12 protein-coding genes are annotated in these 15,442 nt (G+C 60.9%); all 12 read left to right on the top strand.

Translation table 11 applies throughout. The features are described 5' to 3' along the window. Window positions 1-498, top strand: a 498-nt coding sequence (locus IH971_04015; protein ID MCH7497000.1) for a CPBP family intramembrane metalloprotease, incomplete at its 5' end; no start/stop codon positions are given. Between the two features lie 57 nt (window positions 499-555). Then, complete coding sequence (locus IH971_04010; GenBank protein MCH7496999.1) at window positions 556-1,467, top strand: zinc ribbon domain-containing protein; 912 nt, start codon at window positions 556-558, stop codon at window positions 1,465-1,467. Further along, on the top strand, window positions 1,467-2,345 hold the full coding sequence (lgt, locus tag IH971_04005) for a prolipoprotein diacylglyceryl transferase (GenBank protein ID MCH7496998.1): 879 nt from the start codon (window positions 1,467-1,469) through the stop codon (window positions 2,343-2,345). Before IH971_04010 ends, lgt begins: the two co-directional genes overlap by 1 nt. 89 nt (window positions 2,346-2,434) lie before the next feature. Further along, the gene (locus tag IH971_04000) at window positions 2,435-3,202 is read left to right on the top strand and encodes a hypothetical protein (protein ID MCH7496997.1); all 768 of its coding nucleotides are present in this window, start codon (window positions 2,435-2,437) and stop codon (window positions 3,200-3,202) included. Further along, window positions 3,180-6,530 carry a hypothetical protein gene (locus IH971_03995; protein ID MCH7496996.1) on the top strand — a complete coding sequence of 1,117 codons (3,351 nt, stop codon included), beginning with the start codon at window positions 3,180-3,182 and terminating at the stop codon, window positions 6,528-6,530. Before IH971_04000 ends, IH971_03995 begins: the two co-directional genes overlap by 23 nt. Continuing rightward, entirely contained in the window at window positions 6,527-7,918 is a 1,392-nt protein-coding gene (locus tag IH971_03990; GenBank protein ID MCH7496995.1) for a BamA/TamA family outer membrane protein, read from the top strand. The genes IH971_03995 and IH971_03990 overlap by 4 nt, the downstream gene beginning before the upstream one ends. Then, window positions 7,915-10,044, top strand: a complete 2,130-nt coding sequence (gene rnr, locus IH971_03985) for a ribonuclease R (GenBank protein MCH7496994.1) — start codon at window positions 7,915-7,917, stop codon at window positions 10,042-10,044. Before IH971_03990 ends, rnr begins: the two co-directional genes overlap by 4 nt. A 3-nt stretch (window positions 10,045-10,047) precedes the next feature. Beyond that, on the top strand, window positions 10,048-11,139 hold the full coding sequence (locus tag IH971_03980; GenBank protein ID MCH7496993.1) for a DUF4837 family protein: 1,092 nt from the start codon (window positions 10,048-10,050) through the stop codon (window positions 11,137-11,139). Between the two features lie 34 nt (window positions 11,140-11,173). Beyond that, window positions 11,174-11,611 (top strand): 5-(carboxyamino)imidazole ribonucleotide mutase, encoded by a 438-nt coding sequence (purE, locus tag IH971_03975; GenBank protein ID MCH7496992.1) that lies wholly within the window; start codon window positions 11,174-11,176, stop codon window positions 11,609-11,611. Continuing rightward, the gene (gene rfbD, locus IH971_03970; GenBank protein ID MCH7496991.1) at window positions 11,612-12,481 is read left to right on the top strand and encodes a dTDP-4-dehydrorhamnose reductase; all 870 of its coding nucleotides are present in this window, start codon (window positions 11,612-11,614) and stop codon (window positions 12,479-12,481) included. Window positions 12,482-12,505: 24 nt separating this feature from the next. Further along, window positions 12,506-13,267 carry a polyprenol monophosphomannose synthase gene (locus IH971_03965; GenBank protein MCH7496990.1) on the top strand — a complete coding sequence of 254 codons (762 nt, stop codon included), beginning with the start codon at window positions 12,506-12,508 and terminating at the stop codon, window positions 13,265-13,267. Continuing rightward, the gene (locus tag IH971_03960) at window positions 13,264-15,339 is read left to right on the top strand and encodes a glycosyltransferase (protein ID MCH7496989.1); all 2,076 of its coding nucleotides are present in this window, start codon (window positions 13,264-13,266) and stop codon (window positions 15,337-15,339) included. The genes IH971_03965 and IH971_03960 overlap by 4 nt, the downstream gene beginning before the upstream one ends. Window positions 15,340-15,442 lie beyond the last annotated feature (103 nt).

Genomic DNA, 15,442 nt, shown 5'->3' with positions numbered 1-15,442 from the left:
GCCGCTGCCTGGCTATGGCAACGCCGCGCGAGCGGCAGTTCCCGCGTCTCCGGGACTTACCTGCTGCTCATGCTGGCCGAGAGCCTCCTGTGGGGTGGCTTCCTGCTGATCTCACTCTCGGTGGCCGACCAGCTGCTCATGCTGCCAACCTCCGATCAGGTCCTGCGCACAGCCTTTCTGGCGGTGGGGGCGGGCATCTATGAAGAGGGGGTCTTCCGACTGCTGCTGGTATCAGCATTGGGTACATTTTTTCGGAGGGCTTTGGACTGGCAGCGCCCCATCGCCTGGGGTTTGGCCGTGACGGTTGCTGCGGTGCTGTTTGCCCTGTTTCACTATGTGGGCCCAGCGGGAGAACTGTTCGGGTGGAACTCCTTTGGTTACCGGTGCGTAGCTGGGGTAATATTAGGATTGCTGTTTATCTTCCGGGGTTTCGGCATTACAGTCTATGCGCACACGTTTTACAATCTGATAGTGCTCGGAATTACTACGGTGAACTGACGCAAGCATGATCACCCAATCCTCAGTCAGCCAGTATCAACGCGTAGGACCTTGCGCGTGACCGGTACCCCGCGGTGGCACCTGGTGATTCTGCTCGCCATGGTGGCAGGAGTGCCGGGCTTAAGGGGGCAGCAGGTTAGCCAATACAAGCGGTTTGATATATACATTCTGCCGGAATACGACCACCCCGGTGTAGGTATTATTTTGGCGGCGGAGGTCATTGAGGGCCAGTATCCGCGCTTTCTAGAGATGCAGGTGCCCGCGGGTACCAGCACGGCACTGCTGCGCCAGCTTGGTCAGAATCAGCCGATTGCACTGGACATCCAGGAGCGGGACGGCAAGACCTACCTGCCCATTGATGTGAGCCGGGCCGAATTCCAAGTGCAGTTCTATTTTAACCCCTTCGATGAAACTGGGGCCCGGCGAGCATTTGAATATACCATCCTCACCAACGAACTGCTGCCTGCGTTTCATGTGGAGGTCTATCGCCCCATCGCCGCCAGCAATTTTCAACATTCACTCGAAGGGGCCGAGGAGGACCAGGACGATTTGGGGCTGACCTTCTACCGCCAGCATGTTGACGGACTGCAACCGGGCACGGCCTATGCCGTCAGCGTCAGTTATGACAACCCCACCAACATGCTCACAGTGCCCGCTCTGCAGGCGCGGCTGGAGGAACTCCGGGCCGAGGAAACTGGCGCCGGCGCTCCGTCTCTCAGCCAGCCGTCCAATCTGAGCACGGTCTTGATCGTCCTGTCGCTGGTGGGCGCAGGCCTCTTTGTCATCCTGAATACATGGGGTGGGCGCAGGGCGCAGCCGGCACCCGCAACGGCCGAGTCCACGTCTGGGGGCGCCGTGGGCCAACCCGCAACGCGCCCCAAGGATGGAAGCGCAAAATTCTGCGCCAAGTGTGGCAACCCGCGCCACTCCGATGACCGCTTCTGTGCCCGCTGCGGGAAGGAATTCTGATGTATCCGGAGCTGCTCCATCTCGGCCCTTTCGTGATCTCATCCTACGGATTCATGCTGGTGCTGGCTTTCGTATCGTCCTACGTGCTGCTGAGTCGGGATGGTCGGCGGCTGGGCTGGCACCCTGAATTGGCCCAGGACCTGGTTTTCTGGGCCGCTATCGGCGGGATTGCCGGCTCCAAGGTTTACTACCTCATTGAGAACATCGGTCGCGGTTCGGGACAAAACATGGCCGGGCTGTGGGACATGGTGGCCGGCATTTTCACTTTGGACCCGTCGCGAATCGCCGACGGTATTCAGAACTTTGGCGCCGGCCTCGTGTTTTTTGGCGGCCTCGTGGGCGGCATGCTGGCAGTTACGCTGCTGTTGCGGCGTCGCAAGGTAGCCTGGCTGCCAACAGCCGATGTCCTGGCGCCCTATCTCATACTGGGGTATGCCATTGGACGTTGCGGCTGCTTTCTGGTCGGTGACGACTATGGTTTGCCCACCCACCTGCCGTGGGGTGTCGCCTTCGAAAACGGCTTGCCGCCAACGACTTGGGCTGTATTTCAGACCCGCTACCCCTGGGTGGACCTGACCGGATTTGCCCAGGGAGTCCTGCATGTGCACCCGACACAGCTGTATGAAATCTTTTTGGGAGCGCTGATATTCATCGGGCTATATCGGTTCAGGACCAAGGCGCGCTTTGCCGGCCAGGTCTTTTCCCTCTATCTGATATTGGCGGGTACTGAACGCTTCTTCATTGAGTTCCTGCGGATCAACAGGCCGTACGTCCTGGGGCTCTCGGGGGCCCAGCTCATCAGCATTATGATGGTGGTGATCGGCGCTTATCTCCTTACCTGGCTTCCGCGGCGCCCAGCCGCCACGTCGCGGGAATAGCGCTCGTTTCGTCCACGCCACACTTATCTGTCCCCATACTGATAGCCTGGCTTACGCTACTGGCCGTTCCAGTAGCGGGCCAGGCCTGGGTGCAGCGCACCACCATCAGACTCCCCGACACCCAGGGTGGCGCTGTGCGCGTCGTGCCCTCATCGTGGGACGATGGTTTCTACCTGCTGGACGAGCTGCGCCTGGAAGTCGTTTCCATTGACAGAAATGGCACTCTGCGTCATCGGTTCGGCGGCTGGGGCGAAAGTGCCGGTTCCCTGGACTTCCCCGTAGACCTGGCGGTGGGTGAAAACTCGGTGTTTGTCCTGGACCAGGGCCGCCACCAGATCGTGAGACTGGATGCGCGCCTGAATCCTGTTGCGGCCACGCCACTGCCTGAGGACCGTCTCGCTACCGCCTTCGTGCGGGACGCCCAGCTGCGGTTCTGGGTAATCTTCGAAAACTTCGCCGGACTACAGATTTACGGGGATAACGGCGACCTTCTGGACGTGGTGGCCGATGAAGGCAGCGGTTCCGCCGCCGTCTTTCATCCCGAACAGCTGGCGGCATCTCGTGACGCGGTGGCCGCCTGGGACCCCGTGGAGGGAGCCATTTTCATATTTTACCTCAGCGGCCAGCTTCAGCGGCGTCTCCCCATCGGAAAGGAGCTTGCATTTGCTGACATGGTGTGGGTCGCGGGGAAGATCCTGCTGGCAGGCGCGGGCGGGCTGTGGGAGGTCGACACCCGTGACGGCGTTGTAAGCCGGGTTTACCCGGCTGCGGGGATTATCGATCTGGCCTATCGCGCTCCTGCATTGTACGGGCTGAGCCGGATAGGAGCCATCCATGTATTCCATGCGGCGCGCTAAATGGCTGTGGGCGGTGGCGCTATGCACCAGTCTGGAGGCACAGATCTCCCGTCTGTCGGACAGCGTCACGTTTAGCGCTGAGAGTCTGCGCGACACCCTGTCCGCCGCTCCCCTTATCCAGGGCAGCTGGCAGCTCTTCGGTCCTGCAGGCGAACCGTTGGATACGGCGTTCGTGCGTGTCGATGCACTGTCTGGCGCAGTCGCGTGGATCGATTCGTCGGCCCCACCGCAAACTGTGCTCATCCGCTACCAAGTTTTTGAAGGTCTGTCGGTGACGACGCTGGGCCCTGCCTGGCGCTATCTGCCACCTCTGGAGATGATTGCCGGGACCGATTCGGTCACCCGGCACAAGCTCAAATCACGCACCCGTCAAGGGTCCAGCGGTCATGGCGGGCAGCTGGTGAGCGCCGGTAGCTTGTTTCGGGGGCTCTCTTTGACAACGGGCGGGGGCGTGAAACTTACCGGCGGCCTGCGCCTACAGCTCCAGGGCGAGCTGGCCCCCGGTATATTCATTAACGGCAGTGTCACCGATCAGAACCTCCCCATTCAGCCGCAGGGTAATACGCGCACCTTGAACGAACTGGACCAGATCAGGTTGGCCCTCACCAGCCGCTGGGGTGTGCTCGAAATGGGCGATATTACCCTGCGGTCAAGGCAGAGCCGACTGTTGGAGTTTGACCGCAAACTGGAGGGCATGCAGGTACGGCTGGACAGGAACGGGTGGAAGGTTGAGGCGGCGCTGGGGAGCACACCGGGCCGATATCGCAGCCAGAGCTTTCCGGGCGAATTTGGACGGCAAGGTCCCTATGCCCTTACCTCGGATGAGGGCTTGCGGAGCATCATTGTAGTGGCCGGCACGGAGCGGGTCTGGCTCAATGGTGAACTCCTGCAACGGGGGGAGGGTTTTGACTACACCATCGATTATAACACGGGGGAGGTCAGTTTCAATCCCCGCCACCCCCTGCGCAGCGACAGCCGCATCGTGGTCGATTTTGAGTATACGGACCTGGTTTACGACCGCACCAGCACCTTTCTGGCCACCAGCTGGCAGGGGGAGCGCTCCACCTTTACCGTGACCGCCTTTTCCGAGCGCGATCATGTGCAGAGTAACCTGGATTTCAGCCTGTCGACGGAGGATCAGCTGCTGATCGAGCAACTAGGCGACCGCGAAGAGGATGCGCTGGTCTCAACTGCCGTGCCTGATTCAGCGGGAAACTACGACCTTGTTGACGGGCATTACGTGTGGCGCGGCGCCGGCCTGGGCGATCATACCGTATCATTTTTCAAACTGGGCGCCCGAGGGGAATACCGTAGGACAATCGCTGACGGCAAGATCATCTATCTATGGGTCGCTCCCGGGGAGCGGGGGAGTTTCAACGCCACCTACGCCCCCTTCCGAGTGCTCAAATTCCCGCGTCAGAAAGATCTGCTGGCTGCCGGTTGGCACTTTCGCAGCCGTAACGGGGAACCGCTGGCCCGGCTGGATCTGGGGCTGAGTAACCTGGACCTGAACAGTCTTTCATCCCTGGACGACGGCGACAACGTGGACGGGGGTTACGCAGCCAGAGTGGACTGGCGGGGGCAGCCTCTTTCACTGGCCGGGCGCCAGGTCCGGGTCGGGGCTCGTTACCGGAGCCAGGGTAAAGGGGAGCGCTTCCGGCCGGCGGGGCGCTGGGATGCCGTTGAATTCAGGCGGGACTGGGACCTTGACAGGTCGCCCCAGGGCTATCGCTGGCAGACCGTGAACCTGTTCCTGGAGCAGGCGGACAACCCGCTGGTATTTGCTGAGCTGGGACGACTGGTGGCTGACACTGTCCTGGTGGACAGGCTGCTGTGGGGAGTCAACAGAGTGGGTGTAGCGCCCCTGACTGCCGGCTTTAGCCAGCGCATAATGGCAAGGTCAAATAGTTCACGTAGACATATTATAACCACTGGTGATTTAAAGTATAACATTAATAGTTGGAGCCCCTTTATTCGCTACTATGGCGAAGACCGGGAGCTGGGCGCGTCGCCGGTCTGGCAGGTGGCGCAGTGGGAGGCTGGCATCCGGCGTGAACTGGCCGAGCATACCCGCTTTGTGTTGAGCCGGGAGTGGCGCGAGGATGTCTTTCAGACGGGCAACCGCGAGCTGGCCCAGCGGTGGCTAGTTTCCATGGACCGGTCGGCGGCGCGGGGCCGTCGCTTCAGCCTCGGGCTGTCCTTCAACCAAAAGCAGGCCAGCGATGGCCGTCCCGACCTGTCCTACCTGATGGGCACGATGTCGCTGGTGAGCCGCCCCCGGGGTAGACCGTGGTGGCTGGACGCCCGCTACCGGCTGGAGCGGAAGGTGGTGGAGACCAAGGTGGTGGTCTACGACTCAGTGGGGACCGGTGCGGGACGATACCGCTATGATCCCGTCTACCAGTCCTACGTTCCCGATGAGGCCGGGGTGTACGCGCGGTATTACCTCCCCGCAGGTGTGGTGCGCCCGGTCAACGCAGTGGCGTCACGTTTCCGTCTCCAGACCGATCTGAATCGCCTGCGGCACATGCCAGCTCTGGTGAGGGGGCTCAAGGAAGCCCGGCTCATCGTCCTGGGTCGCCTTACGGCAGAGGCTGAAGAGAACTCCCTGTTACCGGTCTGGCAACCTGCTCTGGCCGACAGCACGCTGCTGGGCCTCCAGTCCCAGCTTCAAATGGACCTTGCAATCCAGGCCCGTTCTGCCAGCCCCAGGGTGAGATTCCGCGTAGCCCGTGCGGTGGGCTTGGTGAGGGAAGGAGCGCGCGATCTGGACCGCGGTCTGCCTCCCGGCGAAGCCCATGATCGCCTGACCGTGGATCTGGGGCGGGTGAGCCGCCACCGTCTGGGTCGGCAGTCGATCAACATGGACCTGCGAGTGGCCTTTGAACGCCGCTTGATCCAGTCGCAGATAGCTCCGCAACGAAACCACGACATTCGCAAGCAGGTAGGTAGCGGCACCCTGTCAGGTGCGCTGTGGGGCCGGCTTACGGCCAGTTTGAAAGCCAGCTGGCAGCAGGAGGAGGACCTGTCTCTGGGGGATCTGCAAGTGCGGACGATGTCGTACGGCCTGGGTTTGCAGCGCGCTATCGGTGCCCGCGACCGGCTGAGAATCGACCTCGAACGGTTTGAGGTAGCGGCAAATCGGACGACGGCTCTACCGCTCCTGCTGGCGGAAGGATTTCCCAGAGGCGGTTCGTGGCAACTGCGGGGCAGCGGGCAGTTTCATCTCTCCGGTAATTTGCTGCTGAGTCTCACCCTGTTCTCCCGGCATGCAGCCGGACGTACCCCTATCACCCACGCGAACGTGGAACTGAGGACTCAATTTTGAGATCGGCCACATTTTGGGTTATGGGTTGCCTGCTGGCCGGTTCTGCCTGGGGTCAGAGCGTTGATCTGGTTCTGCCCGACACCGTCCTGCGCATCAACTCCTCGCCGGAATTGCGTGACCTGCTTGCCGAGCGCCTTGCGCAGGCCGGGTCCCGGGGGCAATTGGGACTCTCCTACCGCCTGCACGACATGGTGTTGGAGGCGGCCTCCAGCCCGCGACTCAAGGTGCGCTTTCATGTTTTGGGCATGCCCGTACCGCCACCGGATACGGTCATTGTCTCCGATGGAGACGGGGCTGAATGGCCACAACTGGCGGCGTTCCTGCGCGGGGCCGACCCGTCTGCCAACGGGTACCTGTTCAGCGCCGGCCAGCCGGCCTGGCAGGTGCGGACAAAGCGGTATTTCGGGCACCGGTCGGGCTATGGGGTGCTCTACAATCTCACCGATGTTTCCCGACAAACCGTACAGGTTTTGGCCGCCTATGAGCAGCCCCGCACTGGCCCTGGCGGCATCGTGGGCCAGGTGACGCTGGACCTGCCCAACTTGCTGGGTAGTCTGCGCTACCTGCGGATTCATTGGCGGCGCCTGAGTCCTCTGACGCAGTCCATCCACCTGCTCTATGCCGAGCCGCGGCTGCCCTTGCTCCCGCTGGGCGCCCAGGTCGAGCTGCGGCAAGACCTGCGGGACACGCTCTATGTTCAGCGGGCGGGAACGGTGCAGCTAACCTCCCCTCCGGGCCAACTCTGGGGTACAGCAGTGGGGATCGGTCTGCGGGAGCTGACCATCCTGCCCGCCGGCGCAATCCAGGGCATGGTGCCGGTCCGCTACCGACACCTGAGCCTGGTCCTCTCACGGCAGGCGTTCGATCAGCCCTTCAATCCCACCCAGGGTTTTCGGGTCAAGTTGGCGCTGGAGGGGGGGACCGTTGACACTGGAGATTCGCAGAATCCCGGTGCCCTGGGACGCGGCGAACTGAACATTGCCTGGGCGCGCAGCCGCAGCCGGATCACCCTGGCCCAAAATCTTTATGCCATGCTATTGGCGGGCCTGGACTATAAACCGCAGCTGCCTGAATACGGTCGCTTTGGTGGCAGCGCCAGCCTGAGAGGCTACCGGGAAGACCAGTTTCTTGAGCCGTGGGGTCTGGTATCCCAGACTGAACTCCGTTATCGCACCAGCGAGACCACCCGCGTGCACCTTCTGCTGGATGCGGGCTTGCTGCCCGGACGAAGGGTCCTCTCGGCCGTAGGAATGGGGCTGCTGTTCGGTGCGGGGCGTAACCTCGTGCAGCTTGACCTCGCCTGGAACCGGGATGATAACTTCCGCACCGGCAAAGTGCATTTGCGTTTGATCAACACGATTTCCGGTGGCAGGAGCACCAAGAAATGAACAAGGAGACCATTCTAAAGAAGCTTAAGTCCCGTCGGGGGCGCGGCCTCCGGCCGAAGGAGCTGGGGCGCAGCCTGGGAATCAGGGAGCGCCAGTATCCTGACTTCCGCCGACAGCTTAACGAAATGGTGCGCGCGGGCGCCATCATCCGCGCCAGCGATGGGCGGCTGACCGTTAAAGGGCCGCCCACCGTCAAGGATGTTGCGACCGTCAAAGGGTCGCCCGCTGGAGCGGTCCAGGGGTTGATGGAATTAACGCACCGGGGCTTTGGCTTCGTGACCGTTGAGGGCATGGACGACGTCTTCGTCGAGGGCCGAGATGTGCATGGCGCCGCCTCGGGCGATCTGGTCCTCCTGGACCTCCGGCGCCAAAAGTTCGGCAAGGGGCCCAAGGGCCGGGTCACCCGTATCCTCAAGCGCGGCAGATCGACCCTGGTCGGGACCGCCGTCGCCGTGCCGGGGGGCATGGAGCTGGTCCTGTCACAGCCGTTTGCCAACCGGGCCGTGCGGCTGGCCACCGACGGGGGCATAGTTCCCCTAGCCGGCATGCTGGTGGTGGCCCGGGTCACCGATTGGGGTGAAGGCGAAGCCCCCATCCGGGCCGAGGTTGAGGAAGTCATCGGCTCGCCGGACGACCCCCTCACCGATTTCAAATTTGTGCTGCGGCAATTTGACTTGGATCCTCAGTTCTCGCCGCAGCTAGAGGCCGAAGTTGCGCGCCACGCCAAAAGCGTCACCATCGGCCCGGGGAATGGCCGCACGGATATCCGCAGCCACCGGGTAGTGACCATCGATCCCGAATCGGCCAGGGATTTCGATGATGCCATCTCTCTGGAGCGCAGGGACGGCGAGTTTTGGGAGCTGGGCGTCCACATCGCAGACGTTTCGATGTTTGTCCCTTCCGGCGGCGCGCTGGACCGGGAGGCGCTGGCTCGCGGGAACAGCGTCTATTTTACCGAAGGTGTTGTGCCCATGTTGCCCCACCTGCTGTCAAGTGAGCTCTGCTCCCTCAAGCCGGATGAGGACCGACTGACCGTTTCGGCCTTTATTACCCTCGATGGTACCGCCCAGGTGAGTAAGGTCAGGTTCGCGCGCACCCTTATCCGCAGTAAGCGCCGGTTCACTTATGGTGAAGTGCATGACATCCTGGCGAACGGCTCCGGCAAGTGGTACAAATTTTTTAGGTCCCTGAAAGATGTCACAGATCAACTTTACAAGCGGCGCGTAGAGCAGGGCAGCGTCGATTTCGATATTCCCGAGCCGCTGTTCGATCTGGACCAGAATGGCGTGCCCCATTTTGTGCATCCCTCTCAAAGGCTCGACAGCCATCGCATGGTGGAGGAGAGCATGCTGCTGGCCAACCGAGTGGTCGCCGAGCGCATCCCGGACGGAAAATCAAAGCGCCCCTTCATCTATCGGGTCCACGACGAGCCCGGCAAAGAGCAGGTCGAAAAGCTCTCGGCGCTGCTGAAGCGCTTAAACCTTCCGGGGTTGCCCAGGGGCGAGGTCACCAGTAAGGAGGTGCGCGACCTCCTGCTGGCCGTGGAGGATTCGCCCTATCGGGACCTCATCGAATCCATCACCCTGCGTTCCATGGCAAAGGCAATCTACTTGGCTTCCAATCGTGGGCACTTCGGACTGGCTTTCCGCAGCTACACCCACTTCACTTCGCCCATTCGACGTTATGCCGACCTGATCGTCCACCGTCTTATGGTCGAGCAGCTTACCCGGCCCGACAAGCCGTGGTCCATATCCAGGGCCAATCTGGACAAGATCGCCCAGCAGTGTTCCGAACGTGAGCGGGCGGCCCTCGAAGCGGAGCGGGCCTACAGTCGCCTGAAGGAGTTGCGCTTTCTTGCTACCCAGATCGACAAGGAATTCGACGGGATAATTTCCGGAGTGATACCGAAAGGTATTTTTGTTCAGATACGAGAGTTTCTGGTGGATGGGTTTGTGAGTGTGGATTGGTTGGAGGGCGACGAGTATGTCTTCGATGAAGGCCTGTTTGCGCTGCGGGGCAAGCGGATGAATGAGTTGCTGCAGCTGGGACAGGAGGTGCGTATCAGGGTGCGGGACGTATCCATCGAGAAACGGTTCGCAAACTTTCTGCTCGTAGAGGCGTCATAATCAATGCCTGCGCACGGGTCAAGGCAGAAACGGCAACGCCTACCGCAAGGCCTCTGCCTGCTGCTCATCTTGGCGACGGCCCTGGCGCCGGGCTGCGGCTATCTCCCGCCGGTTATCGGGCAGGAGGATTTGCTGGTAATCCTGGCTTCCGATGAGGACCGGCCCCTGTTGGAGCCCCTTCTGGGCGAGGTCTTCGGCCGCACCATGGCCACCCCGGCCCCGGAACCTTACTTCAAGGTCAAGTGGGCGTCGCCCCTGGAATTCAAATCCTTTCGGCGCTACAAAAGTCTGGTCATCGCCTCCCTATCCAACCCCGCCGATTCCACGGGAGATGTGCTTATCCGGAAGGTTTTGGGGCCTGAACGTCTTGCCGAGGCCAGGCGGGGCGGCAATCCCATATTCATCGCCACGGACTACCTTGCTCGGGGACAGATGTTTATGGGTATCACCGCTCTGGACGCCATCCACGCCCAGGCGGAAATATCACGGCTGAGCGGGTGGATTTTTGACCGTTTCGAGCAGCAGCTCCGCGCCAGGCAACTGGATGTTGTCTACCGCCATAAGCCTGAAAAAAAACTGGCGGAGGAACTGCACACCAAATACCAGTGGGACCTCCGAATTCAGCACGACTACCTGATTATCAGGGAGTTACCGGCCCAGAAATTCGTTTGGTTGGGCCGTGGATATCCCTACCGCTGGTTGGGGGTGCATTGGATTGATGCTGCCGATACGGTGAGGCTCACCCCGGATTGGTCATGGGGCCACATGGAATATGTCGCCAGGCAGCTATTTGGTGCCATCAGTATTGACTCTCTCTTCCGCAGCAACGATATAAGTGCTGAGAACGGCCACATGATTTACATTCTCAGGGGCGTCTGGGCTCATCAGACGGAGATTGCGGGCGGACCCTTTATCACGTACGTTTTCCGTGACCGTGCCCAGCGCAGGGTTTACTTTGTTACTGGTATTGTCTTTAATCCCGGCGGCGCCAAGGCGTTGCTTCTCAGGCAGCAGGAGGTCATGATCCGTACGTTCCATACTTTTCGGGATCCTCCGGCCACGAACTCCCAGTCAAGCGACGAGGGCTTAACTTGAGGATTCACTCCGGGTGAAGAAGGTAGCCCTGCTCATGGGCAGCGAGAGCGACCGCCCAGTGATGGAGGCGGCGCTCCCGTATCTGGACCATTTTTCAGTGCCCTATGAAGTGCGGGTGCTGTCCGCCCACCGGCAACCTGAGGAAGTGGCCGAGTATGCCAAGCAGGCCAGGGATAAGGGCTTTGGCGTGATCATTGCCGGGGCCGGCATGGCGGCCCACCTGGCCGGCGCTTTGAAAGCGCACTCCACGCTTCCGGTGATCGGCGTGCCCTTGCCGGGCGGCGTTGCTGATGGACTGGATGCGCTGCTGGCCACCGTTCAGATGCCGAAGGGCGTGCCCGTCGCGACCATGAGTGTGGGCCAGCCGGGCGCCATCAATGCCGCTGTTCTGGCGGTGGAGATTCTCGCATTGGCTGAGCCGTCCCTGCATGATCGCCTGGTACAGTTCAAGGCGCGGGGGGCGAAACTTTAGTTGCCGCACCGAGTACTTATCACCGGGGCGCGGGGACAGTTGGGTCGGGCACTGGTAAAGATGTTTTCGACGCGGCTGGAGGTGCTGCCCACGGCCCACGTCCCGGCCGGCGACGGTGTGCCGGCCTGTGATGTCACCGATTGGCAACAGGTGCAGGCTACCGTGTCCGACTTCAGTCCGGATGTCATCATTAACCTTGCAGCACTCACGGATGTGGACCGCAACGAACGGGAACCGGAGCTGGCCAAACGAGTCAACACCACGGGTGTTGAGCATCTGCTTTCAGCCTGTGAGCAATCAGGTGCCCGCCTGGTGCAGCTGAGCAGCGACTATGTCTTTGACGGCCAGGCCGGACCCTATCTGGAGGATGATGCTCCAGCGCCGCTGAATGTTTATGGCCGGTCAAAACTGGAGGCGGAGACGCTGGTAATGGCCGGCAATGGGCATCTCGTGATTCGGGCCAACGTCCTGTTTGGCCCCGACCTCGATTCGGATGCAAATTTCATTGGCTGGGTCGCGGGCTCACTCAGGAAGGGGAATCGGATTCGGGTGGTGGATGACCAGATCGGTAATCCCACCCTTACCACCCACCTGGCCGAGGCGATCGTTGCGGCCGTTGAGCAGGATGCTGTCGGGCTTTATCATTACGGGGGCTTGGAATTTGCCAGCCGGTTTGCCTTTGCCCGGGAAATTGCCCGGCATGCTAAGTTGCCGATGAAACTGATTGCACCCGTGGCAACAGCCGAGCTGAATCAATTGGCGCCCCGGCCCCTTAAGAGCGGTCTGGTCTGCAGCAGGATGAAAATGGAACTGAAGGTTCAAAATGCAACCCTCGATCAGGCGCTGGCAGAGGCATTTTCCGTGAACTAGGTCATGGCAACTTCACCAGCAGATATGAAAGCATTGGTCATCACGCCCACCTATAACGAGCGGGAGAATATCCCGATGCTGCTCGACCGCATTCAACAGGCCGCCCCCGGCATCCACGTTTTGGTGGTCGATGACAATTCTCCTGATGACACCAGCGGTTATGTTCGCGAAAGGGCCCTGAAAGACGGCTGGATACACCTCATTGAGCGACCCAGCAAGATGGGGTTAGGCACCGCCTACTGCACCGGCTTTCTCTGGGCGCTGGAACGGGACTACGCCGCCATTATCCAGATGGACGCCGACCTGTCTCATGATCCCGAACAGATCCCTACCCTGCTGGGCCTGCTCCATGAATACGATCTGGTCATCGGCAGCCGCTATATCAAGGGCGTAAATGTGGTCAACTGGCCGCTGGGCAGACTGATCCTGAGTTGGTCGGCCAACATGTATGCGAAGATCCTCACCGGTGTGCCGGTGTGGGATCTCACCGGCGGCTACAAATGCTGGAAGCGAGAAGTGTTGGCCAATCTGGACATCCCCTCCATCAGATCTGAAGGCTACTCGTTCCAGATCGAGACGACCTTCAGGGCTCACTACCAGGGCTACCGCATCGTGGAGTCGCCCATTGTATTTGTGGATCGCACGGAGGGGTCCTCGAAAATGTCTCGGGGCATTATCTTCGAAGCGGTCTGGATGGTACCCAGACTGAGGCTCACCCGACTGTTGGGGCGCTTGCGCAGCTCCCGTCGCAAGCCAACCCGTTTAAGCGGCCATCCTAAGCCATGACGCTGTCCGTCATCATTGTCAGCTACAATGTGCGCGAGTTCGTCAAGCAGTGTCTCACGGCGCTGGGCCGGGCGCAATTTGACGGCGACCTGGAAATTCAGCTGGTGGACAACGACTCCTCGGATGGGACCGCCCAGATGGTGCGGCAGCTGTTTCGTCACGTCAGCGTCATTGAGAACGGTCAGAACCGGGGCTTTGCCGCTGCCGTCAATCAGGGCGTAGCCGGCACCTCCGGCGAGATGGTGCTCCTGCTGAATCCCGATACCATCGTCGGGGAACAGTCGTTGCAGGTGTTGGTGGACTACCTGAGGGGCCATCCGGAGGTTGGGGCGGTGGGGCCCAAAATACTGGATAGCGACGGCCTCTTGCAGCTTTCAGCCCGGCGCAGTTTTCCGGGCCCGTGGGTGGCATTTGTCCACCTTTCCGGCCTTGGCCGGCTGTTCCCCCGCAGCCGACTTTTCGGACGCAACAACTACACGTACCTCGATCCTGACAGCACGGCGGAAATCGATGCCGTGAGTGGCTCCTGCATGTGCATGCCCCGCACGATCATGGAGGAAATCGGTCCTTTTGACGAGACCTTTTTCATGTTTTGGGAGGATACCGACTACTGCTACCGTATCCACGAGGCGGGATACAAGGTGGTCTACCATCCGGCCACCAAGATTGTCCATTACAAAGGAGAGAGCGTCAGGACCGATCCCCTCTATAACCTGCGCGCTTTCCACGACGCCCTGATCGCATTTTCCCGGAAGCACGCGGCCTTCGTCGGGGGTGGTCTCGGACTGCTGGCTCTGCGGCTGATCATCCGGTTGCGCATAGGTTTTGCGTACGTCCGCAGCTATGTGGCTACATTCTCTTCGCTCTTCATCGACACCGCGGTTATCGGCGCCGCGTTCTTTGCGATGATCTTGGTGCGCTTCCTGCCCGACCCTGTATTTCGGACCCGGGAAATGCTTGTCCTCTACGTCCCGGTCGTCGCGGTGTACTTGCTGCTCTGGCTGGCTTTCGGCGCGCTGTTTCAAATCTACGGTCGCTACGTCCTTAGTTACAGCCGCGCCCTCATCGCCTCCGTGGTGGGCTTTCTGGTCATCGCGACGCTCACTTACGTCGTGCGTCAGGTGGCCTATTCACGGGTGGTGCTGGTGTCTGCCTCGGCTCTGGTGGCCGTGCTGCTGCCGGGCTGGCGACTGCTTGTTCACCTGCGCCAGGCAACCCACAAGGTGGGGGACCACCATCGGGCCTACCGGCCTTCCATATTTTCCCGCCGCGCCGTGATCCTGGGGACCACAGCCGAGGACCGGCGCATTGCGAACCTGATTCTGCGGCGCCCCGATACCGGCATCGATCCTCTGGGATTTGTTGAGGGTGAGGAAGCCCAGCATGTCCATGGGGAGCCGTTGCCATTGCCGATCCTGGGACGCACCAGCGAGCTCCGTGAACTGGCCGTCCGCCATCGGTTTCAGGAGGTCATCGTGGCGGGGGAGAGCTACACAAATCAGCAGTTGATGGCCCTGCTGGAGCAGACGCGCGACAGGCGGCTCCTGTTCCGGATTGTGCCCCATAAGGACGATATTATGCTGGGCAAGGCCAACGTGGAGTACATCGGCAATTTGCCCTTTGTGAACGTGGAGGCGACGCTCTATCATCGCATGCACCTGCTCTCTAAACGCGCCTTTGACCTGTTGGCCGCCGGGATACTGATTCTCCTGCTGCTCCCCGTGTGGCCGCTGCTGGGGCTGGTCTATGGCTTGGAGCGGACCAGCGTCTGGCTCCGCGATGGCGGGCAGGCAAAAATGTGGGTGCTGCGGCGTGGTGGTGCGGGCCTCAGGAAATTGCCCCTTTTATGGTCCATCTTTCGGGGCGAGCTCAGTTTTGTAGGTGGCGATCTGGTAGACGCTGGTCAGCCGGACCCTCACTTGCTGTTCAAGCCTGGCATCACCGGTCTGGGGCAGCTGGGGCCTGCGGATGTCCAGCCGGAGGTAGCCGCGAGCTATGATCATTATTATCTTCAGCACCAGTCGCTTACCTTGGACCTGGAAATCATTCTGAAGACGCTGCTGAAGATCTGAGGGCGGCCATGGAAATCCAACTTCAGCGGGGAGCGCATGGTCTTACTATTCGGTCAGCCCGCATGAGTGCAGATGTGGCTTCGCTCGCCCTTTTCCGGCCGTC

The organism is Candidatus Neomarinimicrobiota bacterium, assembly GCA_022560655.1.
Taxonomy (GTDB): domain Bacteria; phylum Fidelibacterota; class Marinisomatia; order SCGC-AAA003-L08; family TS1B11; genus JADFSS01.
Note: the sequence above shows the minus strand (reverse complement) of the source record. Positions and strands in the feature narration are given on the sequence as shown.

Excerpts from the sequence above, each read along its gene's own strand:
- IH971_03995 (MCH7496996.1), top strand. The coding sequence starts at position 3,180 with ATGTATTCCATGCGGCGCGCTAAATGGCTGTGGGCGGTGGCGCTATGC.
- purE (MCH7496992.1), top strand. The coding sequence starts at position 11,174 with ATGGGCAGCGAGAGCGACCGCCCAGTGATGGAGGCGGCGCTCCCGTAT.
- lgt (MCH7496998.1), top strand. The coding sequence starts at position 1,467 with ATGTATCCGGAGCTGCTCCATCTCGGCCCTTTCGTGATCTCATCCTAC.
- IH971_03980 (MCH7496993.1), top strand. The coding sequence starts at position 10,048 with ATGCCTGCGCACGGGTCAAGGCAGAAACGGCAACGCCTACCGCAAGGC.
- IH971_03960 (MCH7496989.1), top strand. The coding sequence starts at position 13,264 with ATGACGCTGTCCGTCATCATTGTCAGCTACAATGTGCGCGAGTTCGTC.
- rnr (MCH7496994.1), top strand. The coding sequence starts at position 7,915 with ATGAACAAGGAGACCATTCTAAAGAAGCTTAAGTCCCGTCGGGGGCGC.
- IH971_03965 (MCH7496990.1), top strand. The coding sequence starts at position 12,506 with ATGAAAGCATTGGTCATCACGCCCACCTATAACGAGCGGGAGAATATC.